Below are 23,542 nucleotides of genomic sequence, written 5' to 3' on the forward strand. Positions count from 1 at the left end.
GCTATTTCTCCACCACTGCGCCCTGGGCGCGTTGCAACAGCATGATGGGCACCACCACAACCAGCAGCATGGCCACCGCCACGGCGGAGGCACGCGGCCAATTGGTGGCGCTGAAGAACTCATCCCAGAGCACCCGGCCGATCATCAGCGTTTCCGGCCCGCCCAGCAGCGAGGGAATAACGAATTCGCCAATGGCGGGGATGAAGACCAGCATCGAGCCGGCAATGATGCCGGGCAGCGAGAGCGGCAGGGTGACAAAGAGGAAGGTGTGGATGGGTCTGGCCCCCAGATCCGCCGAGGCCTCAAACAGGGACACGTCGAGCTTTACCAGCGTGGTGTAGAGCGGCAGGATCATGAAAGGCAGGTAGGTGTAAACAATGCCCACATAGACCGCAAAATCGGTCTGCATCATCACGATCGGTTCGATGCCGAACAGGCCGAGGAACTGGTTGATCACTCCATTGCCGCGCATGAAGCCGGTCAGCGCATAGACGCGAAGGAGGAAGGAGGTGAAGAAGGGCAGGACCACCAGCATGAGCAGGATATTGCGCCAACGATCGGGGGCGCGGGCAATGGCATAGGCCATTGGGTAGCCGACCAGCAGGGTGATGATCGTGGCAATCGCTGCAATGCGGATCGAGCTCAGATAGGCCGCGACATAGAGATTGTCGGTGAACAGACGGATGTAGTTGTTCAGGTGCAATGTCAGTTGCACCGTGCCCTCTTCGCTGGTGAGCAGCGGGGTATAGGGCGGGCGGCCGAACTGCTTGCTGGTCAGCGAAATGCCAAACACCACAGCCAGCGGCACGAGGAAGAACACCAGCAGCCAGATGAGCGGCGCAATGAGCACCAGCATGCGGCCGGTAATGCCGACACGGGCCAGACCACGCTCGACGGCGTTCCAGGGCTTGAGCCGCCGGGGCGGCGGGATGGTTGGATCGTGGGTGGTCATGAGGTCAGCACCGAGCCGGCGTCTTCGTCCCAGGTGACATAGACTGTCTCTTCCCAGGTGATGGCGTCGGGATTGCCACGCACCGAATTGGTCTGGCTGACGCGGAGGCGTTTGCCGCTTGCAAGCGCGATCTGATAGACCGAGATATCCCCCAGATAGGCGATTTCCTCGACAATGCCGGTGGCCACATTGGCGCCATGGAGCCCGGCGGGCTTTTCGCGGCTCAGAACCATTTTCTCGGGGCGGATGGCCCACCAGAGGCGCTGTTCGGGCGCGCAGTCGACACCGTGGCCGACATAGATATCGCAGCCCAGCTCGCTTGAGCGGATGCGCACATGGTCGGGCTCGTCCTCGGAAACCACGCCCTCAACCATATTGGCCGAGCCGATAAAGTTGGCGACGAAGCGCGAATTGGGAAATTCATAGATGTCGGTGGGTTCGCCGATCATGGCGATTTCGCCCTGGTTCATCACCCCGATGCGGGTGGCCAGGGTCATGGCTTCTTCCTGATCGTGGGTAACCACGATGAAGGTGACGCCGAGCTGTTCCTGGATCTTGACCAGTTCGAACTGGGTCTCCTCGCGCAGCTTCTTGTCGAGTGCGCCGAGCGGTTCGTCGAGGAGGAGGAGTTTGGGGCGTTTGGCCAAGGCGCGAGCGAGCGCGACGCGCTGGCGCTGGCCGCCGGAGAGCTGGTGAGGCTTGCGTTTGCCATAGTCCTGGAGCTTGACCAGGGCCAGCAGTTCATTGACCCGCGCTGCAATCTCGGCGCGCGGCAGGCCGTCGCGTTTCAGGCCATAGGCAATGTTCTGCTCCACGCTCATATGCGGGAACAGCGCATAGGACTGGAACATCATGTTGACCGGCCGGTTATAGGGCGGCACTTCGGTCATGTCCTGGCCGTCGATTTCGATGGTGCCCGAGGTCGGGTTTTCGAAGCCGGCCAGCATGCGCAGCAGGGTCGACTTGCCCGAGCCCGAGCCGCCCAAAAGGCAGAACAGTTCGGATTTGTAGATGTCGAGCGAGACCTCGTGCACCGCGATGATGTCGCCGAATTTCTTCGAGACATTCTTGATGCGCACGAAAGGCTTGTTGTTGGCCGTGTCGCGCCAGGGACGCGTGTCGATGGCTAGCTGCTGCGGCTTCTTGGCCATTGGTGCTCTCTGTCCGATGGAGTGAAGGGCGGCGCGGGCCGCCCTTCGCAAGGTGGTTCTACTGACCGGTCTTGATGCGGGTCCAGGTGCGGGTCAGCACTTCCTCGTAATCGGGGGAGTGTGCCTGCATCACGAAGGCCTTTTCGATGGTCTCGGCCGGCGGATAGATGCCGGGGTTCGACTTGACCGCTTCGTCCACGAATTCCAGCGCCGGCAGGTTCGGGTTGGCGTAGAAGACATAGTTGGTGATGGCGGCTACGACCTCGGGTTCGAGGATGTAGTTGATGAAGGCATGGGCATTCTCCGGATGCGGGGCATCGGCGGGGATGGCCAGGAAGTCAAATAGGGTGGCAGCACCTTCCTTGGGGATCAGATAGGTCACCTCAACGCCTTGTCCGGCTGCGGCGGCGGCATCGGCGGCGATGAAGATGTCACCCGAGTAGCCCAGTGCCAGGCAGATTTCGCCGTTGCCCAGATCGTCGATATATTGCGAGGAGTGGAAATAGCGGATCGAGGGCTTGATGGAATTCATCAGCGCTTCGGCCGCAGCCAGGTCTTCCTCGCTCTCCGAATTGGGGTCGAGACCGAGATAGTGCAGGGCAATGCCCATCACTTCAGAGGGACTGTCGAGCACGGCGACGCCGCAGCCGGCGAGCTTCTCGACGACTTCGGGCTTGAACAGCAGGTCCCAGCTTTCCAGATCCGCATCGGGGCCGAGTGCTTCGGTCACCTTGGCGGTATTGTAGCCCAGGCCGATGGTGTTGATCATATAGGGCACGGCATGGGCATTGTCCGGGTCCTGGTTGGCGGCGGTTGCCATCACGGCCGGGTCGAGATTGCCCAGATTGGTCAGCTTGGACTTGTCGAGTTCGAGGATCAGGCCAGCCTGAATCTGGCGCTCGAGGAAGTTGCCCGAGGGAACGACGATGTCATAGCCGGAATTGCCGGCCAGCAGCTTGGCGTCGACGATCTCGTTATTGTCATAGACGTCGTAATTGACCTTGATACCGGTTTCCGCCTCGAAATTGGCGATGGTGTCCTCGGCAATGTAGTCGGACCAGTTATAGACGTTGAGCACCGGCTCCTCCTGCGCAATGGCAGGGCTCGCAGCCAGTACAGCGCCAAGGGCAATGGCGAGCGACTTTTTCATCAGTTTAGTCTCCTGTGGAGGCGATTGGCATGTGCAGGGACAGCCGGTTCGAGGCGCCATGCGCCGGTTCGCGGATAGAGCCGCGGCTCAACCCCGGGGCCTCATCTGAAAGACCCCGGAAATGGCATGAAACGGAGGTGGATATGCGCGCGTAGGCGGCACCGGAAGGCGCCCGGAACTGTTGCGGCGATCAACCCGAAAAGTGGGTGCGTATCGAGGCGCAAACCAAGCGCCGTCAACAATGGATCTAGCCAGCGAAGTGTCCTTTCCCTCTCAAACACAAAGGCAAATTATCGACAAACCAGAAAGCCGACAAGGCGGTGTGGACGCTGTTTTTTACAGGACTTGACCGCATGGTTGCCGGGGCGCACAAGCTCGGCCAATTGCGTCGCCCACAGGCGGCAAACCAGCGTTTCGGAGTAGAACAGAATGAGTGCAAAGGCCTATCTGTCGGTTTCAGGCGATGTCAAAGCGGCGCTGGCTGCCGGCAAGCCGGTGGTGGCGCTGGAATCGACCATCATCACCCATGGCATGCCCTATCCGCAAAATTTGAGCATGGCGCAGGAGGTCGAGGCGGTCGTGCGTGAGCATGGCGCCGTGCCTGCGACCATTGCCATCATGGATGGCCGGCTCTGCGTCGGGGTTTCAGGCGAGGATCTTCAGCGTCTGGCCGAAGAGGGGCACAAGGCGGCCAAGGCCAGCCGCCGCGATATGGCGGCGCTTCTGGCCAGTGGCGTCATGGCCGGCACGACCGTTGCCACCACCATGCAGATCGCGGCACTGGCGGGCATCCGCATCTTTGCGACGGGCGGCATTGGCGGGGTGCATCGCGGTGCCGAGGACAGCTTTGACATTTCGGCAGACCTTGAGGAGCTTGGCCGCACACCGGTGGCAGTCGTCTGCGCCGGGGCCAAGTCGATCCTTGATATCGCCAAGACGCTCGAAGTGCTCGAAACCAATGGCGTGCCGGTACTGGGTTTCGGCACCGAGGATTTTCCCGCCTTCTGGGCGCGCACCAGTGGCTTCAAGGTCGATCAACGCCTCGATACTGCAGGCGAGGTGGCCAAGCTGCTCGCCATTCAGTCGGATCTCAATATGGGCGGAGTGCTGATCGCCAATCCCATTCCCGAAAGTGATGCCTGGGAAGCCAGTGCCATTGAGGGCTTCATTGCCCAGGCGCTAGCCGATGCCGAAGCGCAGGGGGTCAAGGGCAAGGCGACCACGCCCTTCCTGTTGCAGCGGATCTTCGAATTGACCGGCGGCAAGTCGCTGGAGAGCAATATCGCGCTGGTCAAGAACAACGCCAAGGTCGCCGCCCAGATTGCGGTCGCGCTGTCGAGCCAGCTCGCCTCTCGCCCGGCATGAGCACCCGCGTATTGGTGGTCGGCGATGTGATGACCGACATCATCGTCCGGCCCGAGGGGCCGATCGTGCCCGGCTCGGACCGGCGGGCGGAAATCCGCAACCGGCCGGGCGGGTCAGGGGCCAATCAGGCCGTCTGGCTGGGCGCTGCCGGGGCCAATGTGCTGTTTGCCGCCCGCGTCGGGGCCGCTGACCGGCCGATGTATGAGAACTATTTCCGCGGCCAGGGCGTGGTGCCGGCGCTTGCCGGGGACCGGGATCTGCCCTCAGGCGTGCTGGTGACCATTCTCGATCCGTCGGGGGAGCGCAGCTTTCTTACCGATCGGGGCGCCAATCTCAATTTGAGCCCCGGTGATTTGCCGGATAGCCTGCTTGAGGGCGTGGGACTGGTGCTGGTCTCGGGCTACAGCCTGTTTGCGCCGGGACCGCGCGAGGCGGTCCAGCGGCTGTTGCAGTCCGCGCGCACGCGCAATGTCCCTGTCGCCATTGATCCAGCGTCCACGGGTTTTCTCGAAGAAGTCGGGCCGGCGGTGTTCCTGGGCTGGGCTGGCCAGGGGGCGTGGTTGTTCGCCAATGAAAGCGAGGCGGAACTGCTGACGGGGGAAGCCGATTTTGATGCGCAAATGCAGGCACTGGGTCGCCAATTTTCCCATGTGGTCATCAAGCGCGGACAATTCGGGGCTGCATTGGGCGACCGTCACGGGCTGCGCCTGAGCCAGCCGGCGCCCATCGTCAAGGTGATCGATACCACCGGGGCGGGCGATGCCTTTGCGGCCGGATTTGTCGCGGCCTTGCTGCGCGGTGAGGACCACGAGGCCTGTCTCTCGGCCGGGATTGCTGGTGGCGCAAAAGCGGTTCAGGCAATGGGTGGCCAGCCCGGCTAAAGTCCCTCCGCCGGAAGGATTTTGCGGCTTTGCCGCCGCCTCGAAGTCAGTGATCCTCCTGGGCGTCGGCGATGCCCGGATGCCAATAGCCGGCGGCCTTGAGCCATTCGGGTTTGAAGCCGCGCGCCTCGAGCAGATGCGCCTTGACGGACCGGGCCATGTTCACTTCGCCAGCAACATAGGCATAGACGTCCCCTTGCGGAAAGATGGCGGCGGCCACCACGTCGCGGACGAGGCTGGTGGTCCCGGCAGCGGCGCCATTGCGGTGCACATATTGCAGCGTGAGGTCGGCTTCGGTTTCGAAATGCTGTTCCTCAGCCTTGCTCTCAACCTCGATTACGGCAACGACCGGTGTGCCCTTTGGCAACTCCTCGATCCGGCGGCCGATGGCGGGCAGGGCGGTTTCATCGCCGGCCAGCAAATACCAGTCAAAAGCCAGCGGCACGATCTGACTTCCGCGCGGACCGCCGATCACCAGGGTGTCACCAATCTGCGCGGAGGCGGCCCAACCCGAAGCCGGGCCATCGCCATGCAACACGAAATCGAGCTCGATCCAGCCCTCATCCACGCTCCAATAGCGCGGGGTGTAGTCGCGCATCTCGCGCCTTGTGCCGGGCGGGAATTGGGCGCCATTGGGGCCGACCGGCGGCAATTGGTCCGGTGTGCCGTCGGGGAAAAAGAAGGCCTTGATGTGGTCGGCATGGCCGGGTGAGACAAAGCCGGTCATGTCGCCGTTGAGGCGGATGCGGCGCATCAGAGGCGTGATATCCTTGATCCCGGACACGGTCAGCAGGCGAAGCCTGGTGTCGTGGCGCAGGCGCTGGATGACGCGGGATTGGGCGGTGGTCTCGGGCATTGTCTATCCTGACTTTATTGATCAGGAATTAGCGAAGAGAATTCGGCGTGGCAAGGTTGACGTAAGCGTCAGCTCGCCTATCTCTGCCGCACATGACAACGGAGATGAACATGAAGCGCGCCGTCTACACCGAGTTCGGCAAGCCCGAAATTGTCCTCACCACAGAGGAAAGTGCGCGCCCGGAGCCCGGGCCAGGCGAGGTCCTGGTGCGCATGGTGCTCTCGCCCGTGCACAATCACGACTTGATGACCATTGCCGGCCAATATGGTCACAAGCCCGCGCTTCCGGCGGTGCCGGGAACCGAGGCCGTCGGCGTTGTCGAGGTGCTGGGCGAGGGTGTCGAGAACCTGCAAGTCGGGCAGCGGGTTGCCGGCGGCGCTCAGAGCAGCTGGGCCGAATATTATCTTGCCGATGCGCGCCGGGTTGTTCCGGTCCCTGACAGCGTCGACGATGCCACGGCCTGCCAGCTCGTCTCCATGCCGCTCAGCGCCAAGATGCTGCTCGATACGCTGGGCGTCGAGGCGGGGCAGTGGATTGCGCTCAACGCCGCCAATGGAGCGGTGGGCAAGCTGGTTGCGCAGTACGGCACGGCGTCTGGCATCAAGGTGCTCGGCCTGGTGCGCCGGGCGGAGGCTGTCCAGGAGATGGCGGCTCTCGGGTTCGACACCGTGGTCGCGACAGAAGGCGAGGCTTGGCAGGAAAAGGCGCGTGCCATCACCGGTGGTGTGCCGATCGTGCGGGGCGTTGAATCTTTGGGCGGCAAGGGGGCGGCGCAGTTGCTGAGCATCCTCAGCGATGGTGCCGAGCTGATCAGCTTTGGAGCCATGACGGCCCGTCCGCTGGAAATCTCTGCTGGCGATCTCTTGTTTCGCGGCATCACGGTCAAAGGCTTCTGGGGCGCCAACCCACCAGTCAAGCCGGAGCGGATCGGCCAATTGCTCGGCGAACTGGTTGCCGATGCCGCGCAGGGAAAACTCAAAATGGCGATCGAGGCCAGCTATCCGATTGATGCCATTGCAGAAGCCGTTGCAGCCAGCGGCGTGCCAGGCCGCAAGGGAAAGATCGCCATTCACGGCTAGGTTTTGCCAGCAGGCGCTGCGCTGGCGTCCCAAAGGGCTGACAGCATGGACGGGGTTTGCCTATATGGGCAGACCCCTTTTTACTGTCCAGTTGATGCATGCACCCCCTGATTGCCCGTTTCATGGCCCGGCACGAACCCCGCAAGGACTGGCGGGTACATGCCAAATCTGCGGCCGCCACGACAGCGGCGGTTACATTGATTGGCTATCTTTCGGCGGTTACGGGCCTGCCCCTGCTGCTGGCGCCGCTAGCCCCTACGGCGCTGGTGATTTTCGGGCAACCTGAATCGCCCAATGCGCAGCCGATCAATATCTTTGCCGGCTATTTCATCGGCACGGTGGTGGCGGTGCTGGCGATGTCCGTGGTGCCCGAACCGTTCTGGCTGGCAACGCTGTGTGTGGGACTGGTAATGCTGGTCATGCTGGCGCTGCGCGTGACCCATCCTCCGGCGGCGGCCATCCCCCTGTTGACGCTGACTGGCCGGGTGGACGCGCTGACTCTGTTTGTCGTGCTGTTCCTAGCCTGCCTTCTGCTGGTCGTCATGGGCACAATACTGCATCGCCTGCCGCCACAAAGGCGGCGCTACCCGCTGCCGCTGGCCGAGGAAGTGGAGAAGGATTGAAGATCCATGCCCTGGTGACAGGGTCTGGCAGCACGGCACAATAGTGTGCATGGCATTAGCTGAACGACTTGGGAGAAAAGCTGGCATGTCCATCATCAGCCACATCACATTGGGAACCAATGACAAGACCCGTTCGGCCGCCTTTTACGATGCCGTGCTCGGCGTGCTGGGGTTCGAGCGCCTTGCCAAGCCGCCGGAAAAGCCGCTGGCCTATGAGAAGAACGGGCAGATGCCCACGATCTACCTCTACACCCCGGAAGACGGACGGCCCGCGACCTGGGGAAATGGCACCCATGTCGCGCTGATCGCCGAGAGCGCGGCGCAGGTGGAGCAGTTTCACGCGCTGGCTCTGCAACATGGTGGCAGCGACGAAGGCGCGCCGGGACCGCGCCCGCATTACGGGCCGAACTATTTCGCCGCCTATGTGCGCGACCCCGATGGCAACAAGCTGCAGGCGGTCTGCTACGCGTGAGCTAGGCGCTCAGGCCGAGCATGCGATCCTGTTCCTGCCGCAGCGCAAAGAGCCGCGTCGAGCTATCCGGTTGGGCGTTCGCGCTGGTGATGAGTTCCCCCTTTTTCACCGGCGCTGTCACCTTGCCGCCTTCGAGCAGACCCACCGGCAGGGCGCCGGCAGCGCGGGCATCGGTGACGGTCATGGCAAAGGAGCGATAGCAGGTCTCGCCGATGGCATCGAGCGCCTCGCCGGGCTGCAGATCGCGCTTGGCGACGGCGCAGACTTCGGCCACCGGGCGGGGCAGGGGGACCATGTCCGGCTTGCCGGTGAGCATGATGCGGGCACAGGTCAGCGGCACTTCAAGGCTGGTCAGGTGGTAGGGGCGGAAGAACCCGTAATAAGGCCCGTGGCCGATATGAAGATCATCCATGCGCTCGATGATGCGCGGGTGCTCGGCCTTGACGATGACGAACACACCCGGGGCCACGCCCTTGCCAATCGTGAAATCCACGACGCCTGACGAATTGAGAATGCCGCCATCGGCTTTGGGAATGAGTACCTTTGCCATGTCGTCGCGATCGGTGGACGGCCCGTGCATGCCGGGAATATCGGGCAAGAGCCCGGTGGCATTGGCGATGGCAGTCATTTCGACGGCGGTCTTTGACCCGTCGACGAACTCGACCAGCATGCGCGGGTTCATGTTGCGGCGTTCCGCTTCCTCCCGATAGTCGTCGGGTACCGCGTCGTGCTTCAATGGATTGTTCTTGCCCTTGCCGGCGGCGACAATGTCCAGGCCCAGGGCCGACACAAATTCGATCAGCTCCATGCAAGAGCTCGGCTCGTCACCGGCGCCGACTGAATAGACCACGCCGAGCTTGTCGGCCTGGGTTTTCAGATAAGGGCCGATGGTCACGTCTGCCTCGACATTCATCATCACCAGATGCTTGCCATGTTCCATGGCCAGCAGGTCGTAATCGGCGGCGACGCCCGGCTTGCCGGTGGCGTCGATCACCACATCGATATTGGGGGTGGTGACCAGCGTCTCGGCCGAGGTGATGGCAATCTTGCCGGCCTCGATGGCCGCGGTGGCGGCGCTGGGCGTGTCGCAGACCTTGCCCATAGTGTCCTCGCCATAGGCGATGGTCATGGCATCGAGCGCAGTATGGGGGCGGCGGGTGGCGATGGCCGCCATTTCGATGCCGGTCATCAGGCTCATCTGGGTGACGAGATCGGTGCCCATTTCGCCGGAGCCGATCACCCCGACGCGAATGGTCTTGCCGTCTGCGGCGCGCTGGGCGAGGTCACGGGCAAGGCCGGTCAGGGCGATCTTTGAGGGCATGGGGCGGTCCAGTTCTGGTATCGCGCCTGCGATAACCCCGTGTGAGGGCGGGAGCAAGGATTGTGTTGGGGTCGGAGGTGCGGCCAAGCCCTGTGAGCTGCGCTACGAGCTGCCAATCGAGCACAGCTCTTCGGGCCCATGACCCTGCAATGCGGACGCTCAGCCTTTCGAGCGTAGCTCTCAAGGCCTATTCGGCTCGGATCGCTCCACTGGAGCGCTCCGTCCCTTCGGGCACGGGATCGCCCTGCGAGCATAGCTCTTCGGGCCTATGACCCTCCAACCGCGCCACTGGCGCGTTTGGCCGCGATGCGGACGGGTCATAGTTAGCAATTCTTAAACCGTTGGGGCTGAATATGCAGCTTGGAGAAAACTCCGGGGGCACCTTTACGAAATGGCCAAGCAAAACCTGCAGACGGTCGCCTTGCCTGAAATCATCGACCTTGATTCGATCGATGGCATTCGCGACCAGTTGATCGACGCCCTGGAAGAGGGACCGGTCGCGGTCCAGGCCGGAGCGGTCGAGCGGGTTTCGACCAATGCGCTGCTGCTGCTGATCAGCGCCGCCGAGACCGCCCGGAGACACCATTTCGAGTTTTCTATTGAAGCGCCGAGCGCGGCCATGGGCGCCGCGATCGAACGGCTGGGCCTTGGTGCCCAGTTTTCGGGGATGATGAAACAATGACGTTGCGTGTACTCACGGTCGACGATTCGCGGACCATTCTGGCCATGCTGCATCACACGCTGAGCAATGCCGGCTTCGAAGTGCTGCAGGCCGAAGACGGCAAGCAGGGCCTGGATGTGCTCAGAAGCCAGGATGTGGATGTGGTGATCACCGACATCAACATGCCGGTGATGGACGGGATTGAGTTCATCAAGAACGTCCGGGCCTCCGGTCAGCACAATTCGCTCCCCATCCTGATCCTGACCACCGAGACCAGCCAGGACAAGCGCGACCAAGGCAAGGCGGCCGGCGGTACGGGCTGGATCGTCAAACCGTTCGATCCGGAAAAGCTGATATCAGTCATCAATCGCGTCGTGCACTAAACCAAAAACCAGTACGGACCCAGAAGGGTTGGAAGCCTAAGAATGAGTGATCTCGACGACTTCAAGGCCACCTATTTCGACGAGTGCTCCGAGCTCCTGACCGAGCTTGAAGAGCAATTCGCCGCCATTGAAGAGGGCGAGCGCCACGCCGACCGACTCAATGCGGTGTTCCGGGCCATTCATTCGATCAAGGGCGGTGCCGGGGCCTTCGGATTTACCGCGCTGGTGGGCTTTGCCCATGCCTATGAAACGCTGCTCGACTATGTCCGCGACGGTCGGATCGAGTTGACCGACGATGTTGTAGTGCTGTGCATCCGTGCCAATGACATCGTTGCCGATCATGTCAATGCCGCCCAGTCTGGTGAGGATCTGCCGGCCGATTACGGCGCCGACGAGAAGGCACGTTTTGATGCCCTGGCACGGGGCGAGTCGGGCGCGGACAGCGCCGGGGAAGACGATCTGGACGGAGAAATGGTCGACGAATTCGACCTTGATTTTACCCCCGTCATGGTCAATCTCGACGCCCCGACGCCAACCGGGGAAGCGCCGGTCGAAGATGTGTTCGACGCCGCCCCGATGATGGCTGCCGAGGGGCAGTGGGAAATCCGCTTCACCCCGCATCGTGCGCTTTATGCGCGGGCCAATGATCCATTGCTGCTGTTCCGCGAACTGGCGGCCCTGGGCAAAATGAACGTGCGCCCCATTCTGAGCGATGTGCCGCCGCTGTCTGATTTCGAGCCCTTTGGCGTCTACTGCACCTGGGAAATTACCCTTGTGGCGCCAGGTCTGGGCGAAGACGCCATTCGCGAAGTGTTCGAATTTGTCGATGGCGATTGCGACATCGTCATCGCCCAGGCCGGCACCGTGCCCGGCCTTGTGCAAGATGAACCCGAGGTCGTCGCTGAAGTTGCAACCGCGTCAGACGAGCCGGATCTGTCGAGCCTGCTGGCCCTGACCGAGGAAGAAGTGGCGGCCCCGGCCGAACCCGTCGTGCCGCCCGCCGCGTTTGCGCCCGAGCCGCCCGCTGCGGAGATTGGCCCGCAGGACAGTTTTGATGAAGCCCCCGCTGACCTGAGCTTTGCCGCGCTCGCCGCCGAGATTGCGCCGGCGCCCAAGGCGGAAAAGGCTGCTGCTGTCGCCGCGCCGGTTGCCGCCGCCAAGCCGGCCATGCCGGCCGCCGGTGGTGGTGAGAGCGAGGAAAGCAGCGGCCGCTCGGTTGGCGTGCAGTCAATCCGTGTCGATCTCGACAAGGTGGATCGTGTCGTCAACATGGTGGGCGAGCTGGTCATCACCCAATCGATGCTGACCCAGCAGATGGATGAAACGCTGCGCGCCCGCTATACCGAGCTGGTGCGTGGCCTCGAGGTTCTGGCCCAGACCACGCGCGGGTTGCAGGATTCGGTGATGGCGATTCGTGCACAGCCGGTCAAATCGGTGTTCAGCCGCATGCCGCGCCTGGTGCGCGAACTGGCCACCAAGACCTCCAAGAAGATCAAGCTCGAGACCATTGGCGAGAACACCGAAATCGACAAGACAGTGATCGAGCAATTGTCCGACCCGCTGACGCATATGATCCGCAATTCGGCGGACCACGGCATTGAGAGCCCGGAAAAACGCCTGGCGGCCGGCAAGCCGGAATCGGGTACAATTCGCCTTTCAGCCGAACAGGCGGGCGGCAATATCCTGATCATTGTCGAGGATGATGGGGCCGGCATCAACCGCGAACGCGTCCTGGGCCTGGCTCGGGACAAGGGCATCGTGGCCCCCGATATCACCCCGACCGATGAGCAGATCGACCAGCTCATCTTTGCTCCTGGCTTCTCCACTGCCGAGGCCGTGAGCGACATTTCCGGCCGCGGCGTGGGCATGGACGTGGTGCTCTCCAATATCAAGAAGATCGGCGGCTCGGTGCATGTGCGGAGCTGGCCCGGCCGGGGCACGCGCATGACCTTGCGCTTGCCGCTGACGCTGGCCGTGCTCGATGTGATGCTGGTCAAGGTCGGTGGAGGCCCCTATGTGGTGCCGCTTTCCTCGATCGTTGAGACCATGCAGTGCAGCCGCGCTGCCTTCGAGCGCGTGCCTTCGGGCGGCCGGGTGCTGCAGGTGCGGGGCGAATATGTGCAGGTCATCGACCTGGCACAGCGCTTCGAGCTCACCAGCCAGCAGAACCCGGACGACCAGTTCGTGGTGCTCTGCGAGGCCGAGGGCAATCAGAAAGTGGCGCTGGTGGTGGACGACATCATCGGTCAGCAGCAGGTGGTGATCAAATCGCTCGAAGAGAATTTCGAGAGCGTTGAGGGCATCGCCGGCGGCACTATCCTGGGCGATGGCAATGTGGCGCTGATCGTGGATGTGCAGGGGCTCAGAACCTCGCCGATCCACCAGAATGCGGCGTAGTGCACAAGGCGCATGGCGCCGTTAAGGAATTGGCGTCGATTGACGCATTAGGATCAAGCCAAGTGCCCAGGATGGGCGGAAGAAGAGGCAAGAAAAGATGGAAGCGCTGAGCCTTCGCGACGATATGAGCGACAAGACGGCAGCTGCCGGTCAGAACACCCTGCAGTTGATCGCCTTTTCGATCGGCGAGCAGACTTATGGCGTGGAAATCACCACGGTGCGCGAAATCCGCGCCTGGAACGGTGCCACCCCGCTGCCCAATACCCGCGAATTCGTGCGGGGCGTGATCAATCTGCGCGGCACCATCGTGCCGATCTTTGACCTGCGCGCCCGCTTCGGCGACGGCCAGACCTCGCCCACCAAGAACCATGTGGTGGTGGTGATGAGCGTTGGCGACAAATGGGTCGGCATTCTGGTCGATGCGGTCTCGGACATTCTGACGGTCAATCGCGATGACATCCACAATGTCCCCGAAGGCAATTCGATCGATACCGAACTGCTCAACGGCATTGTTACCCATGAAAGCCGCATGGTCGGCCTGATCGATCTGCACGCCGTGGTCTCTGGTGCCAAGATGGACGGCTAGAAGGCGACGGCAAGCTCATTTCACCAGCTTTTCAGGGCGCCCACGGGGCGCCCTTTGCGCGTGCTTGGCCTGATTGCCATTGGCAATGATACGAAGTGTACCCAGAGGTTCGCGATTGATCGAAGCGCGCTTGATGGGCCCCGCGGTTTCGTGCTGCTATGACCTGAGTAGGCCAGACGGAAGAGACATATATTGGAAACCCTGCTTTCGCCAGTTGTGCTGTTCTTCGTTCTTGGCGCGGTGGCGGCCCTGCTTCGGTCAGACCTTGCGATCCCCGAGGCCATCGGCAAGGGCATTTCGCTCTACCTGATGGTGGCGATCGGCCTGAAAGGGGGCGTCGAGGTTTCCGAGGCCGGCTTCACATTCGATCTGATGATCGCGGCGGTCGCCGGTATCACTCTGAGCTTTCTCATTCCTGTTCCAGTATTTCTGGTGCTGCGAAGCGTGGGCCGACTCAACCCCGTCAATGCAGCCGCGGTCTCGGCGCATTATGGTTCGGTGTCGGTAGTGACCTTCGTCACCGGCCTGGAAATTCTGACTCGGCAACAGATTCCGGCAGCCGGTTACATGGTGGCTGTTCTGGCCCTGATGGAGACGCCAGCCATCATCAGCGGGCTGCTGCTGGCACAGCGCTTCGGTGTGACCGGAACGCGGCCAGCGCGCGAGCTGATGCACGAAACCCTGACCAATGGCTCGGTGATGCTCCTGGTGGGCAGCTTTGTCATCGGGCTACTGGTCGGCAAGTCCGGATTTGCCTCGATTGCTCCGGTATTCGAGGGCGCCTTTCGCGGGGTCTTGTGTTTGTTTCTGCTCGACATGGGGCTGGTGGCGGCCAAGCGGCTCAAGGATGGTCGCAGCCTGACGCCGCGGCTGATCGCTCTTGCACTGGCCATAGCCCTGACCAACGGCACGCTCGGCGTGTTGCTGGGCAGTGTTCTGGGGCTCGATACCGGCACGGCGGCGGCGTTGGGAATTCTCGCCGGCAGCGCCAGCTATATTGCGGTGCCCGCGGCGATGCGTCTGGCGTTGCCCCAAGCTGACCCAGGCCTTTATCTGGGCATGTCTTTGGCGGTGACGTTTCCGTTCAATATCCTGATCGGCATCCCGATCTATGTGTGGCTGGCTCAGTGGGTGGTGAGATGAATTTACAGGGCGCAGAGCGTACGCGCATCGAAGTGCTGGTGGATGCCCCGTTGGTTCCCGAGCTTGTGAGCCTGCTCGAAAAGCATGGCATTCTGGGGCACACCGTGATGCCGACACTGTCGGGGCAAGGCGCCTCGGGTCGCTGGAGCGATGATCTGATTACCAGCGCAGAGCACAAGGTGACGTTGTTGTCGGTGGCGGAACCGGCTCGAGCAGAAGGCTTTCTGGACGATCTGCGTCCCCTGCTCGATAGCTATGGAATGGTGGTGATGATCAGCGCGGTAAACGTGTTGCGGCCCGACAAATTTTCCTGAGCGAACTCGCCGGGAAGACGGTTCTGTGGTCTTGGCCGAGCGGTCCATGGGTCTTGAAACGCAAAAAGGCGCTCCAGGCGCCAGCGTAATGAAAACCGGAACCTGAAAGCCTAGAACAGCTCGGCGTCGCCATGGTTCGAATGGGCAGCGATGCCCGAAAGGGCCGGGACGCGCAATTCGTCCAAAGTCAGGCTGGCCCAGATTTCGTCATAGACACTGTCGGGGGCGGTGGGCGGCAGGAGCGCAAACTGGCGCACCGCCAGCGCCATGTTGTGGCAGCGCTGTTCGATCCGGTCCTGGCCCTGAAGGGCGGTGATGATGAGCTGCACGGCTTCCCGAACGCTCGGGTCCTTGCTGATTTGCTTGTCGGCGAGCAGTTCGAGCGCTTCTGTGATGCCTTCTAGCATGGAAGCGGTTTGCCGCGCCGTCTCGTCCAATTCTCGTGCGAGTTTCTGCAGTGACATTGAAAATTTCCTGGCCCTGTTCGGACAACCCTATAGCGCAATTTCTAAACCTCTCCTTGCTCGATAGGACATCGCCAGCGAACTCGTAGGTCGTGGTTAGCAATTGGCTAACGAGTTTACCTCTACCATCCGAACCAATTCGCCCGCAGAGGTAGACCAAGACGACATGCCCCCGACCAATACCCTGCCACCCGAGTTCGATCGTGGTGTGGTGACAACGGTTCACCAAGGCGATTGCCACGTTTCCAACGCTGCGGACGTGACGTTTTCGACCGTCTTGGGGTCGTGCATTTCGGCCTGTGTCCGTGACCGGGTCGCTCTGGTTGGCGGGATGAACCATTTCCTGCTTGCCGAGCAGTCGGGCTCGGCCCGGGACCGCTATGGCGCTTCGGCCCGGTACGGCGCCTTTGCCATGGAGCAATTGATCAACAAGGTGCTCTCGCAGGGCTCGGGGCGCAAGTCCAACCTTGAGATCAAGATCTTCGGGGGCGGCAAGATCAATTCGGCGCTCGATGATGTCGGCGCCAAGAACATAGAATTCGTGCGCCAGTTCCTGATTGATGAGGGCTATGTGTCCACCAGCGAGGATCTGGGGGGCAGCTTTGCCCGCCGCGTGTTGTTCAAACCCCATTCCGGACGGGCTTTCGTCAAACGGCTCGACAGCGATGCGGGGGCCAATGTGGCGCAGGAAGAACTGGCGATTGCGCGGCGCCGCGTCGTCGTGCCGGCGCCGGTGGACGATATCGAACTGTTCTAGTTGCCGACCATTTCTTGGGCGTGTTTTGGCGCGCCAGCCGGGCTTACGAAAGTCTTACTGCCGCGCCAGGCCTTATAGATTTGATTAACCATTATTAAGATAGGGTTCGGTCATGTCGGACCGTGCCGTTTTTAGTGGTGATTCGCTTGCCCCCCGCCGGGGATTGCGTCTCATGCTGGCCGCATCCGGCCTCTGGACATTATTGGGCGCGAGCGCGGGCGGGCTGCTGCTGGCGATCGGACCGGGCGCCACCTGGTTCACTGCCGTCGGAAGCCTTGTCGGTCTTGGCATTGCCGGGTGCCTTGCCGGGGGCGCTCTCTTTGACCAGCGCGAGGCGCAGCGTCTGGCGGCCGTGGTTCAGGCTGCCGGTTTGTCCGACCGGTCGGGCGAGGCTTTGTCCATCGGCGGCATTGTCACACGCCTGGGCAAGCGGCTGGAAAAGGCCCATCATTTCCGGGCGGCCATCGGCATGCTCGAGGCGCCGCTCCTGGTGGTCGACGAGCATGGCATCATCCTGGCAGCCAGCCGCGGCATGGAGCGCCTGGCGCCTGGCGCCAGGGAAGGCGAAACCCTTGATGGCCTGTTCGGCGCCGGCTATCTCGAAACCGGTGGTGGTGCACCTCAGGAAGCGCTGGTGCTGCTCGATCAGCGGCGCTTTGTGGCGCAGCGCCTGGCCTTGCCATCGGGGCGCTATGCACTTGAATTGCAGCCGGCAGGATATTTCATCGAAGATGACCGGTTCGACCTGATGCTCGAAGCGCTGCGGCAGGGGCGCACCGGTTTCCGGTTCGAAGACGACGCGGTGACCAATCAGCCTGTGCTGCAGGAGATCAATACGGCCCTTGCAGCGCTGGACGATGGCGTGAGCCAATTGCGTGCCGTCATGGAAGGCAGGACCGTCGATATTCAGGACCTGCCGCTTTCGGACGAGGCGCAGATGGTGATCGAGCTGTTCTCGGGCCTTGATGAGCAGCAGCGTGACGAAGCCCAGGCTCGGGTGGCGCTCGAAACCAGGCTCGCCTCGGTCAAGGATTTGCTGGCCCAGTTCGAAGCGCGAGCAGCGGCCACCGAACAGTCGGCGGAAACAGCACGTGCGGCCTTGGCCGCGGGCGTCGAGAAGATGACGGCGCTCGAGGCAGATCTGGCGGCAGCCAGAACGCGCAATGAGGCAGCACAATCGCTGGCCCGGCAGGCCGAAGAGGCGGCGGGCCGCACCCGCATGCTGGTCAGCGAGATCGATCGGATGGCCCGGGAAATCGACACCATGACCGCCGGGATCGAGGATGTGTCGTTCCGCACGAATCTTCTGGCGCTCAATGCGGCGGTGGAAGCGGCGCGCGCGGGCGAAAAGGGTGCAGGTTTTGCGGTGGTGGCCGATGAGGTGCGTCAGTTGGCGCAAGTTACTAACCGCAGCGCCAAGGACATCCGCGTCATCGCTGACAAGGGCCGGGCGCAGGCCCGGATCGGCCTCGACGAGGCTGGGGGCTTGCAAAAAATCACCGCCCAACTGCAAGAGAATTTACGCAATCTAAGCAACGGGCCAGTCAGTATCGCTGCCGAAGAGGAGACGAAGGTACCCCGTTCGGTGTTTTTTACGTCGCCAGGGCCGGTGGTCGAGATAGCCGATCAGGAGATCGCGTTCGACCAGCGCGCCGCCAGTTAATCCGGAAGAAGTCCGGGACAAAAAGGGTGGTTGCATGGAACAGGGGGAATACGCCCTCAGCGAGCGGGAATTCGCTCGTATCAAGGCACGGGTCTATTCCGTCGCCGGTATTTCGCTGAGTGATGCCAAGCGCACGCTGGTTGTGTCCCGGCTCTCCAAGATACTGCGCGCGCTGCAATTGCCCAGCTTTGACGCTTATGTCGATTATCTGGAACGCGGCGGATCGGCCAAGGACGGGCAGGATTTCGTCAACGCGCTGACCACCAATCTGACGCGGTTCTATCGCGAAGATCACCATTTCGACCATTTGCGGGACTATGTGGGCACGCTGATCGCCGAACGGCCTCGTGGCACGCGGCTGCGCATCTGGTCGGCCGGCTGCTCGACAGGCCAGGAGCCCTATACGATCGGTATGGATTTGCTTGCTGCCTTTCCAGAGCTCAAGCGCTGGGACTTCAAGATCCTGGCCACCGATATCGACACCGCCGTGCTGGCCAAGGCGGCCGGTGGGGTCTATCCGGAAACAGAGCTCAATGGTCTTTCCGCGGAACGGGCGCGTCCGTTCGAGCGCGCGACAGGGTCGATCCGTATACCCGCCAATGTGCGCGAGCTGGTCTCGTTCAAGCCGCTCAACCTGATTGGCCCCTGGCCGATGAAGGGGCCGTTCGACGCCATCTTCTGCCGCAATGTGGCGATCTATTTCGACAAGCCGACGCAGGGCGAGATGTTTGGACGCTTTTCCAAGATGCTCGCGCCCGAAGGCTTCCTCTACATCGGCCACTCGGAAAACCTGGGTTCAGGTGGCGAGGGCTTCCGGCTTGTGGGCAAGACGATCTACCAGTCGCGTGAAAAACTGAACAAGCGAGCTGCATGATGAGCATCAAGGTCCTGGTCGTCGACGATTCGGCGCTTATCCGCGAAGTTCTGGCCCGCATGCTGACGCGGGACGGCGATATCGATGTGGTGGGCACCGCCACCGATCCCATTGACGCACGCGAGAAGATCAAGACCCTCGATCCTGATGTGGTGACACTCGATATCGAAATGCCCAACATGAACGGGCTGGCCTTCCTTGAAAGACTGATGCGCCTGCGGCCCACGCCGGTGGTGATGGTGTCGACACTCACCAAGAAGGGGGCGAGCGAAACGCTATTGGCCCTCGAGCTGGGCGCCGTGGACTTTGTCGCCAAGCCCAGTGCCGAGTTTGCCGGCGGGCTCGATGCCTTCGGTGTCGGTCTGCGCGACAAGATCCGCGCTGCGGCGAAATCGGATGTACGTGGCCGTTCGGCCAGCAGGGCCGAGGTACCCAAGACCGGCAAGATGCCGCTCAAGACGGCCGCTGCGCCCGACGGCGCGCTGATCGCCATTGGCGCTTCGACCGGCGGGGTGGAAGCGATCCGCGCCGTGTTGTCAGAGTTGCCCGCCGATTGTCCGCCGGTGGTCATCGCCCAGCACATGCCGGCCGGCTTTACCGGTCGCTTTGCCGCGCGGCTGGATGAATTGTGCGCGCTGACCGTGCAGGAAGCCGAGGACCGCATGGCGCTCAAGCCGGGTCACGCCTATGTGGCCCGCGGCGACTATCATTTGCGGGTCGAGCGCTCTTCGGGGCAGCTTAAGTGCCGCCTGGGTCAGGATGGGCTGGAAAGCGGGCATCGGCCCAGCGTTGATGTTCTCTTCGAATCGGTGGCCAAGACCGTCGGGCCGATGGCCGTCGGCGCCATTCTGACCGGCATGGGCCGGGATGGCGCCAGAGGTCTCAAGCTCATGCGCGATGCGGGCGCCTATACCGTGGGGCAGAGCCAGGCCTCGGCGCTGGTCTATGGCATGCCGCGCGTGGCCTTCGAGGAAGGCGCGGTGGTCGAGCAGGCGCCGGTGGAACAGATCGCAGCCAAGCTGGCCAATGCGCTGGTCAAGCTCAAATCCGCCGCGTGAATGGGCAAGCGAGAATGCCAATGGCGCAGTTGAGAGATTTGTAACGCTTGACCCATAGAGTTTGAGTCAAGTGCGGCCCGAAGGCCGCAGGCGCGTAGAGGTAAGAACAACCATGCCAAAAGCGAGCGCTGTGAGCGTCCTGATCGTTGATGACCAGCAGTCCATGCGCGGGATCTGTAAGTACATCCTGACCCAGCTCGGGTTCAAGGACATCATCGAAGCCAAGTCCGGGCGCGATGCCCTGGGCAAGCTTGAAAAGTCCAATGTCGATCTGATCATTTCCGACTGGAACATGGAAGATATTGACGGGCTGACCCTGCTCAAGGTGATCCGCAAGCATCCCCGGACACAAGCCATGCCCTTCATCATGGCCACGGGCCGCTCGGACAAGGAACAGGTCAAGGAAGCTATTTCCTTTGGTGTGAACAATTACATCATCAAGCCGTTTGATGCTTCGACCATGAAGAAGCGGATCGAGGCGGTGATCGGCGCGCTGACCTGATCGGTACTTAGCGGTCGCCCCACAAAAGTTCAAACGCCTCCGCTGTCGCAGCCGGGGCGTTTTTCATTGAGAAAACACTGTTCTCACAGGTGTTTGCCTAATAAATGGGCGATCCGCACTTGTCCGTAAGAAGTGATTAAGCCTGTGCCGGTATCGTTTCCATGACAGCGCGTTCGCGTTGCGTGACTGCCTGCGCATGGGCCGCCCGGCCTGTTGCTGCCTAGGGGGAGCAGTCGCCGTTGGGGAGCAAACACAAAAATGAAATTCATTCCGCAGCTCAGGATTGCCCAGAAATTGCCGTTGGCCCTGGTGGGGTCGGCGCTGATTGTCAGCGCTGGCGTGGGCATTGCGAGCTATCTGATCGGCCTGGGAACCGTACAGGAACAGCGCGACCAGTCCATGCAGGCCTCGCTCAATACAGCCAGCGCGCTGGTCAGCGACTATTATTCCAGTGCCGAGGTCGATCTGCGGCTCTTCGTGCAGCGCTCCGATACCGTGACGGCCATGCAGAACATGACCCGCTCGCTTGACGAGTTGCGCATGGGGCTCAAGGAGCGGGCTGCGGCGCAGTTGCAGAAGGCCTATGTGACCGACAGCCCCAATCCCGAGGACCGCGCGGCGGTCGACAGTGTCGGGATCATGGGTGCCAGCTACGATCCGGTGCACAAGCGCTATCATCCCGGTTTCCGCACGCTCATGCTCGAGCGCGGCTATACCGATGTGCTGATGGTTTCGGCCGCTGGTGACGTGGTCTATTCGGTGGCCAAGAACACCGATTTCGCCACCAATGTCGTCAATGACGGAGATGCTGCCGCCTCGGGTCTGGGGCAGGCCTTCGCTGCGGCCAAGGATCTGGGCCCGGGCGAGGCGGCCTTTGTGGACTTTTCGCTCTACAGCCCCACCGCGACGCCGGAAAGCTTCATGGCCATGCCCGTCTACAGCAATGATGAGAGCACCGGCGTCATGGTGCTGGCGATCTCGCCGCAGGTGATGAGCACCGCCGTTTCCGGCCTCTCGGGGCTGGGCCGGAGTGGCGAAGTGGTGGTGGTGGGCCAGGATGGCCTGTTGCGCTCTGAATCCCCGCGCACTGAAGAGGCCGATGTGCTGGCCACCAGCCTCACTTCCGATGTCATTGCCGGTGCCTTTGCCGGCGAAACCGGGGAAGGCCTGAGCACCGATTATCGCGGCGCGCCGATGGTGGTGCGGGCCCAGCCGGTGAGTGTGCATGACGTCACCTGGGCCATTGCTGCCGTGCAGCCGGAAGACGAGGCCTATGCCGCCGTTGTGCAGATGCGCAATATGACCCTGATTGTGGGCGGGATTCTCCTCGCCATTGCAGCCGTCATCGGCTTTCTCTTTGCCCGCTCGATCAGCAAGCCGATTTCGCGCCTGACCGATACCATGGACGCGCTGGCCGGCGGGAATCTCGAGGTCGAGGTCAAGGGCGCGCGCCGGGCCGACGAGATCGGCGCCATGGCCCGGGCCGTCGAGGTGTTCCGTGAGAACGCCCTCAAGGTCAATGAGATGACCGAGGCCGAAGCCGCCCGGATCGTGGCCAGCCAGGCCGAGCGCGCCGCCATGATGCAGGATTTGCAGCGGGCTTTTGGCCAGGTGGTCGATGCCGCCATTGCCGGGGATTTCTCGCGGCGCGTGACGGCCGAGTTCCCCGATGACGAACTCAATACGCTGGCCCGCTCGGTCAATGGTCTGGTCGAGACGGTCGACCGGGGCGTCAGCGAAACCGGCTCGGTGCTATCGGCGCTGGCCAATACCGATCTCACCCAGCGCATGCAGGGTGATTATCAGGGAGCGTTCGCCCGCCTCAAGGCAGATACCAATGCGGTGGCCGACAAGCTCACCGATATTGTGGGTCAGTTGCGCGACACCTCGCGCACGCTCAAGACCGCTACGGGTGAGATTCTCTCGGGCGCCAATGATCTCTCGGAACGCACCACCAAGCAGGCGGCGACAATCGAGGAAACCTCTGCGGCCATGGAGCAGCTTGCAGCCACGGTATTGAGCAATGCCGAACGCGCCAAGCAGGCTTCGGGCGTTGCCACCGGGGTGACCCACACCGCAGAAGAAGGCGGGCAGGTCATGGGTCAAGCAACGGCGGCCATGGAGCGCATCACGCAGTCGTCGGCCAAGATTTCCAACATTATCGGGCTGATTGACGACATCGCGTTCCAGACCAATCTCTTGGCGCTCAATGCCTCGGTGGAAGCGGCGCGCGCCGGCGAAGCCGGCAAGGGCTTTGCCGTGGTCGCCGTCGAAGTGCGGCGCCTCGCCCAGAGTGCGGCGCAGGCCTCAAGCGACGTCAAGGCGCTGATCGAGCAGAGCGCCGATGAGGTCAAGGGCGGCTCCAAGCTGGTTGCCGACGCCGCCGGTCGGCTGGAGGAAATCCTTGCCTCGGCCCGTTCCTCGAGCGAAATGATGAACAATATCGCGCGGGAAAGTCGCGAACAGGCCGCCTCCATTGAGGAGGTCAATACAGCCGTCCGCACCATGGACGAGATGACCCAGCACAATGCGGCTTTGGTCGAGGAAATGAACGCTTCGATCGAGCAGACCGAAGCCCAGGCAACCCAGCTGGACACAATCGTCGACATCTTTGCCCTGGAACAGCGCAATGCGGCGCCGGTCATCTCGGCTCCGAAAGAGGCGAAAGGCCCGGTCCAGTCCATCGCCCAGGGAGCGCGTGGCTTGCAAGCCAAGCTCAGCACCGCCGCGAAGTCCTATTTGAGCAGGGGCAACGCGGCCGTCGATGCCGACTGGAGCGAGTTCTAACCCGGCTCTGACGAAGGGCGCTTGGCAGCGCCCTTTTTCAGGCTCGAATAACTACCATACAAGATCAACCTGTCGTTAAGCCTCCAGGGGATAGCGTGTGGTC

At 62.2% G+C, this 23,542-nt stretch carries 23 protein-coding genes; 17 read left to right on the forward strand and 6 right to left on the reverse strand.

The genetic code is table 11. From position 1 onward, the window contains the following. Window position 1: 1 nt before the first annotated feature. Genes GO014_RS09970 through GO014_RS09980 form a run of 3 tightly spaced genes read right to left on the reverse strand, consistent with a single transcriptional unit; the run spans window position 2 to window position 3,253 of the window. Window positions 2–952 (reverse strand): ABC transporter permease subunit, encoded by a 951-nt coding sequence (locus tag GO014_RS09970; RefSeq protein WP_116587397.1) that lies wholly within the window; start codon window positions 950–952, stop codon window positions 2–4. Beyond that, window positions 949–2,103, reverse strand: a complete 1,155-nt coding sequence (locus tag GO014_RS09975; RefSeq protein WP_157290194.1) for an ABC transporter ATP-binding protein — start codon at window positions 2,101–2,103, stop codon at window positions 949–951. Before GO014_RS09975 ends, GO014_RS09970 begins: the two co-directional genes overlap by 4 nt. A 58-nt stretch (window positions 2,104–2,161) precedes the next feature. Continuing rightward, complete coding sequence (locus GO014_RS09980; RefSeq protein WP_157290195.1) at window positions 2,162–3,253, reverse strand: polyamine ABC transporter substrate-binding protein; 1,092 nt, start codon at window positions 3,251–3,253, stop codon at window positions 2,162–2,164. 429 nt (window positions 3,254–3,682) lie between these two features. On the opposite strand from GO014_RS09980, the gene GO014_RS09985 reads away from it, so the two are divergent. Then, entirely contained in the window at window positions 3,683–4,618 is a 936-nt protein-coding gene (locus GO014_RS09985; RefSeq protein ID WP_157290196.1) for a pseudouridine-5'-phosphate glycosidase, read from the forward strand. Continuing rightward, window positions 4,615–5,499: a carbohydrate kinase family protein gene (locus GO014_RS09990; protein ID WP_116587393.1), complete on the forward strand. Its 885-nt coding sequence runs from the start codon at window positions 4,615–4,617 to the stop codon at window positions 5,497–5,499. The genes GO014_RS09985 and GO014_RS09990 overlap by 4 nt, the downstream gene beginning before the upstream one ends. Before the next feature lie 46 nt (window positions 5,500–5,545). On the opposite strand, the gene GO014_RS09995 is transcribed toward GO014_RS09990, so the two are convergent. Further along, window positions 5,546–6,355: a siderophore-interacting protein gene (locus GO014_RS09995; protein ID WP_157290197.1), complete on the reverse strand. Its 810-nt coding sequence runs from the start codon at window positions 6,353–6,355 to the stop codon at window positions 5,546–5,548. A 110-nt stretch (window positions 6,356–6,465) separates the two neighbouring features. Between GO014_RS09995 and GO014_RS10000 the strand changes: the two genes are divergently transcribed. The 3 genes from GO014_RS10000 to GO014_RS10010 all read left to right on the forward strand — a co-directional run bounded on the left by GO014_RS10000 (window position 6,466) and on the right by GO014_RS10010 (window position 8,529). Beyond that, window positions 6,466–7,434, forward strand: a complete 969-nt coding sequence (locus GO014_RS10000; protein WP_157290198.1) for a zinc-binding dehydrogenase — start codon at window positions 6,466–6,468, stop codon at window positions 7,432–7,434. Between the two features lie 98 nt (window positions 7,435–7,532). Beyond that, a complete protein-coding gene (locus GO014_RS10005) occupies window positions 7,533–8,057 on the forward strand; it encodes an HPP family protein (protein WP_116587390.1) in 525 nt (174 codons plus the stop codon). A 91-nt stretch (window positions 8,058–8,148) separates the two neighbouring features. Beyond that, window positions 8,149–8,529, forward strand: coding sequence for a VOC family protein (locus GO014_RS10010; protein ID WP_165836768.1), 381 nt, complete (start codon window positions 8,149–8,151; stop codon window positions 8,527–8,529). Between the two features lies 1 nt (window position 8,530). Here GO014_RS10010 and GO014_RS10015 read toward each other — a convergent pair whose 3' ends face one another. After that, window positions 8,531–9,850, reverse strand: a complete 1,320-nt coding sequence (locus GO014_RS10015) for an NAD(P)H-dependent oxidoreductase (protein ID WP_157290199.1) — start codon at window positions 9,848–9,850, stop codon at window positions 8,531–8,533. Window positions 9,851–10,241: 391 nt separating this feature from the next. Between GO014_RS10015 and GO014_RS10020 the strand changes: the two genes are divergently transcribed. The 6 genes from GO014_RS10020 to GO014_RS10045 all read left to right on the forward strand — a co-directional run bounded on the left by GO014_RS10020 (window position 10,242) and on the right by GO014_RS10045 (window position 15,334). After that, the gene (locus GO014_RS10020; protein ID WP_157290200.1) at window positions 10,242–10,532 is read left to right on the forward strand and encodes an STAS domain-containing protein; all 291 of its coding nucleotides are present in this window, start codon (window positions 10,242–10,244) and stop codon (window positions 10,530–10,532) included. Continuing rightward, window positions 10,529–10,894 carry a response regulator gene (locus GO014_RS10025; protein ID WP_157290201.1) on the forward strand — a complete coding sequence of 122 codons (366 nt, stop codon included), beginning with the start codon at window positions 10,529–10,531 and terminating at the stop codon, window positions 10,892–10,894. The genes GO014_RS10020 and GO014_RS10025 overlap by 4 nt, the downstream gene beginning before the upstream one ends. Window positions 10,895–10,936: 42 nt before the next feature. Next, the gene (locus tag GO014_RS10030) at window positions 10,937–13,291 is read left to right on the forward strand and encodes a chemotaxis protein CheA (RefSeq protein WP_157290202.1); all 2,355 of its coding nucleotides are present in this window, start codon (window positions 10,937–10,939) and stop codon (window positions 13,289–13,291) included. A gap of 97 nt (window positions 13,292–13,388) precedes the next feature. Next, on the forward strand, window positions 13,389–13,877 hold the full coding sequence (locus tag GO014_RS10035) for a chemotaxis protein CheW (protein ID WP_157290203.1): 489 nt from the start codon (window positions 13,389–13,391) through the stop codon (window positions 13,875–13,877). A gap of 192 nt (window positions 13,878–14,069) precedes the next feature. Then, window positions 14,070–15,020, forward strand: a complete 951-nt coding sequence (locus GO014_RS10040; protein ID WP_157290204.1) for a sodium-dependent bicarbonate transport family permease — start codon at window positions 14,070–14,072, stop codon at window positions 15,018–15,020. Next, the gene (locus tag GO014_RS10045; protein ID WP_157290205.1) at window positions 15,017–15,334 is read left to right on the forward strand and encodes a DUF190 domain-containing protein; all 318 of its coding nucleotides are present in this window, start codon (window positions 15,017–15,019) and stop codon (window positions 15,332–15,334) included. Before GO014_RS10040 ends, GO014_RS10045 begins: the two co-directional genes overlap by 4 nt. A gap of 110 nt (window positions 15,335–15,444) precedes the next feature. On the opposite strand, the gene GO014_RS10050 is transcribed toward GO014_RS10045, so the two are convergent. Then, a complete protein-coding gene (locus GO014_RS10050; protein ID WP_157290206.1) occupies window positions 15,445–15,798 on the reverse strand; it encodes a hypothetical protein in 354 nt (117 codons plus the stop codon). A gap of 166 nt (window positions 15,799–15,964) precedes the next feature. Here GO014_RS10050 and GO014_RS10055 point away from each other — a divergent pair, with 166 nt between their 5' ends. The 6 genes from GO014_RS10055 (at window position 15,965) to GO014_RS19140 (ending at window position 23,439) form a co-directional block, all read left to right on the forward strand. Then, on the forward strand, window positions 15,965–16,555 hold the full coding sequence (locus tag GO014_RS10055; RefSeq protein WP_116587361.1) for a chemotaxis protein CheD: 591 nt from the start codon (window positions 15,965–15,967) through the stop codon (window positions 16,553–16,555). A 172-nt stretch (window positions 16,556–16,727) separates the two neighbouring features. Next, a complete protein-coding gene (locus GO014_RS18995; RefSeq protein WP_210252437.1) occupies window positions 16,728–18,218 on the forward strand; it encodes a methyl-accepting chemotaxis protein in 1,491 nt (496 codons plus the stop codon). 34 nt (window positions 18,219–18,252) lie between these two features. Then, on the forward strand, window positions 18,253–19,092 hold the full coding sequence (locus GO014_RS10065) for a CheR family methyltransferase (protein ID WP_157290207.1): 840 nt from the start codon (window positions 18,253–18,255) through the stop codon (window positions 19,090–19,092). Next, entirely contained in the window at window positions 19,092–20,150 is a 1,059-nt protein-coding gene (locus GO014_RS10070; RefSeq protein WP_210252438.1) for a protein-glutamate methylesterase/protein-glutamine glutaminase, read from the forward strand. The genes GO014_RS10065 and GO014_RS10070 overlap by 1 nt, the downstream gene beginning before the upstream one ends. 112 nt (window positions 20,151–20,262) lie before the next feature. Further along, the gene (locus GO014_RS10075; protein WP_104892861.1) at window positions 20,263–20,652 is read left to right on the forward strand and encodes a response regulator; all 390 of its coding nucleotides are present in this window, start codon (window positions 20,263–20,265) and stop codon (window positions 20,650–20,652) included. A 258-nt stretch (window positions 20,653–20,910) separates the two neighbouring features. Further along, window positions 20,911–23,439 carry a methyl-accepting chemotaxis protein gene (locus GO014_RS19140; protein ID WP_157290209.1) on the forward strand — a complete coding sequence of 843 codons (2,529 nt, stop codon included), beginning with the start codon at window positions 20,911–20,913 and terminating at the stop codon, window positions 23,437–23,439. Window positions 23,440–23,542: the final 103 nt, after the last annotated feature.

It is taken from the genome of Devosia marina, from assembly GCF_009758415.1.
Lineage (GTDB): Bacteria > Pseudomonadota > Alphaproteobacteria > Rhizobiales > Devosiaceae > Devosia > Devosia marina.

Bases quoted from the DNA above. Each gene is read 5' to 3' on its own strand.
- GO014_RS09970 (WP_116587397.1), bottom strand. From the start codon at position 952: ATGACCACCCACGATCCAACCATCCCGCCGCCCCGGCGGCTCAAGCCC.
- GO014_RS09975 (WP_157290194.1), bottom strand. From the start codon at position 2,103: ATGGCCAAGAAGCCGCAGCAGCTAGCCATCGACACGCGTCCCTGGCGC.
- GO014_RS09980 (WP_157290195.1), bottom strand. From the start codon at position 3,253: ATGAAAAAGTCGCTCGCCATTGCCCTTGGCGCTGTACTGGCTGCGAGC.
- GO014_RS09985 (WP_157290196.1), top strand. From the start codon at position 3,683: ATGAGTGCAAAGGCCTATCTGTCGGTTTCAGGCGATGTCAAAGCGGCG.
- GO014_RS09990 (WP_116587393.1), top strand. From the start codon at position 4,615: ATGAGCACCCGCGTATTGGTGGTCGGCGATGTGATGACCGACATCATC.
- GO014_RS09995 (WP_157290197.1), bottom strand. From the start codon at position 6,355: ATGCCCGAGACCACCGCCCAATCCCGCGTCATCCAGCGCCTGCGCCAC.
- GO014_RS10000 (WP_157290198.1), top strand. From the start codon at position 6,466: ATGAAGCGCGCCGTCTACACCGAGTTCGGCAAGCCCGAAATTGTCCTC.
- GO014_RS10005 (WP_116587390.1), top strand. From the start codon at position 7,533: ATGCACCCCCTGATTGCCCGTTTCATGGCCCGGCACGAACCCCGCAAG.
- GO014_RS10015 (WP_157290199.1), bottom strand. From the start codon at position 9,850: ATGCCCTCAAAGATCGCCCTGACCGGCCTTGCCCGTGACCTCGCCCAG.
- GO014_RS10020 (WP_157290200.1), top strand. From the start codon at position 10,242: ATGGCCAAGCAAAACCTGCAGACGGTCGCCTTGCCTGAAATCATCGAC.
- GO014_RS10025 (WP_157290201.1), top strand. From the start codon at position 10,529: ATGACGTTGCGTGTACTCACGGTCGACGATTCGCGGACCATTCTGGCC.
- GO014_RS10030 (WP_157290202.1), top strand. From the start codon at position 10,937: ATGAGTGATCTCGACGACTTCAAGGCCACCTATTTCGACGAGTGCTCC.
- GO014_RS10035 (WP_157290203.1), top strand. From the start codon at position 13,389: ATGGAAGCGCTGAGCCTTCGCGACGATATGAGCGACAAGACGGCAGCT.
- GO014_RS10045 (WP_157290205.1), top strand. From the start codon at position 15,017: ATGAATTTACAGGGCGCAGAGCGTACGCGCATCGAAGTGCTGGTGGAT.
- GO014_RS10050 (WP_157290206.1), bottom strand. From the start codon at position 15,798: ATGTCACTGCAGAAACTCGCACGAGAATTGGACGAGACGGCGCGGCAA.
- GO014_RS10055 (WP_116587361.1), top strand. From the start codon at position 15,965: ATGCCCCCGACCAATACCCTGCCACCCGAGTTCGATCGTGGTGTGGTG.
- GO014_RS18995 (WP_210252437.1), top strand. From the start codon at position 16,728: ATGCTGGCCGCATCCGGCCTCTGGACATTATTGGGCGCGAGCGCGGGC.
- GO014_RS10065 (WP_157290207.1), top strand. From the start codon at position 18,253: ATGGAACAGGGGGAATACGCCCTCAGCGAGCGGGAATTCGCTCGTATC.
- GO014_RS10070 (WP_210252438.1), top strand. From the start codon at position 19,092: ATGAGCATCAAGGTCCTGGTCGTCGACGATTCGGCGCTTATCCGCGAA.
- GO014_RS10075 (WP_104892861.1), top strand. From the start codon at position 20,263: ATGCCAAAAGCGAGCGCTGTGAGCGTCCTGATCGTTGATGACCAGCAG.
- GO014_RS19140 (WP_157290209.1), top strand. From the start codon at position 20,911: ATGAAATTCATTCCGCAGCTCAGGATTGCCCAGAAATTGCCGTTGGCC.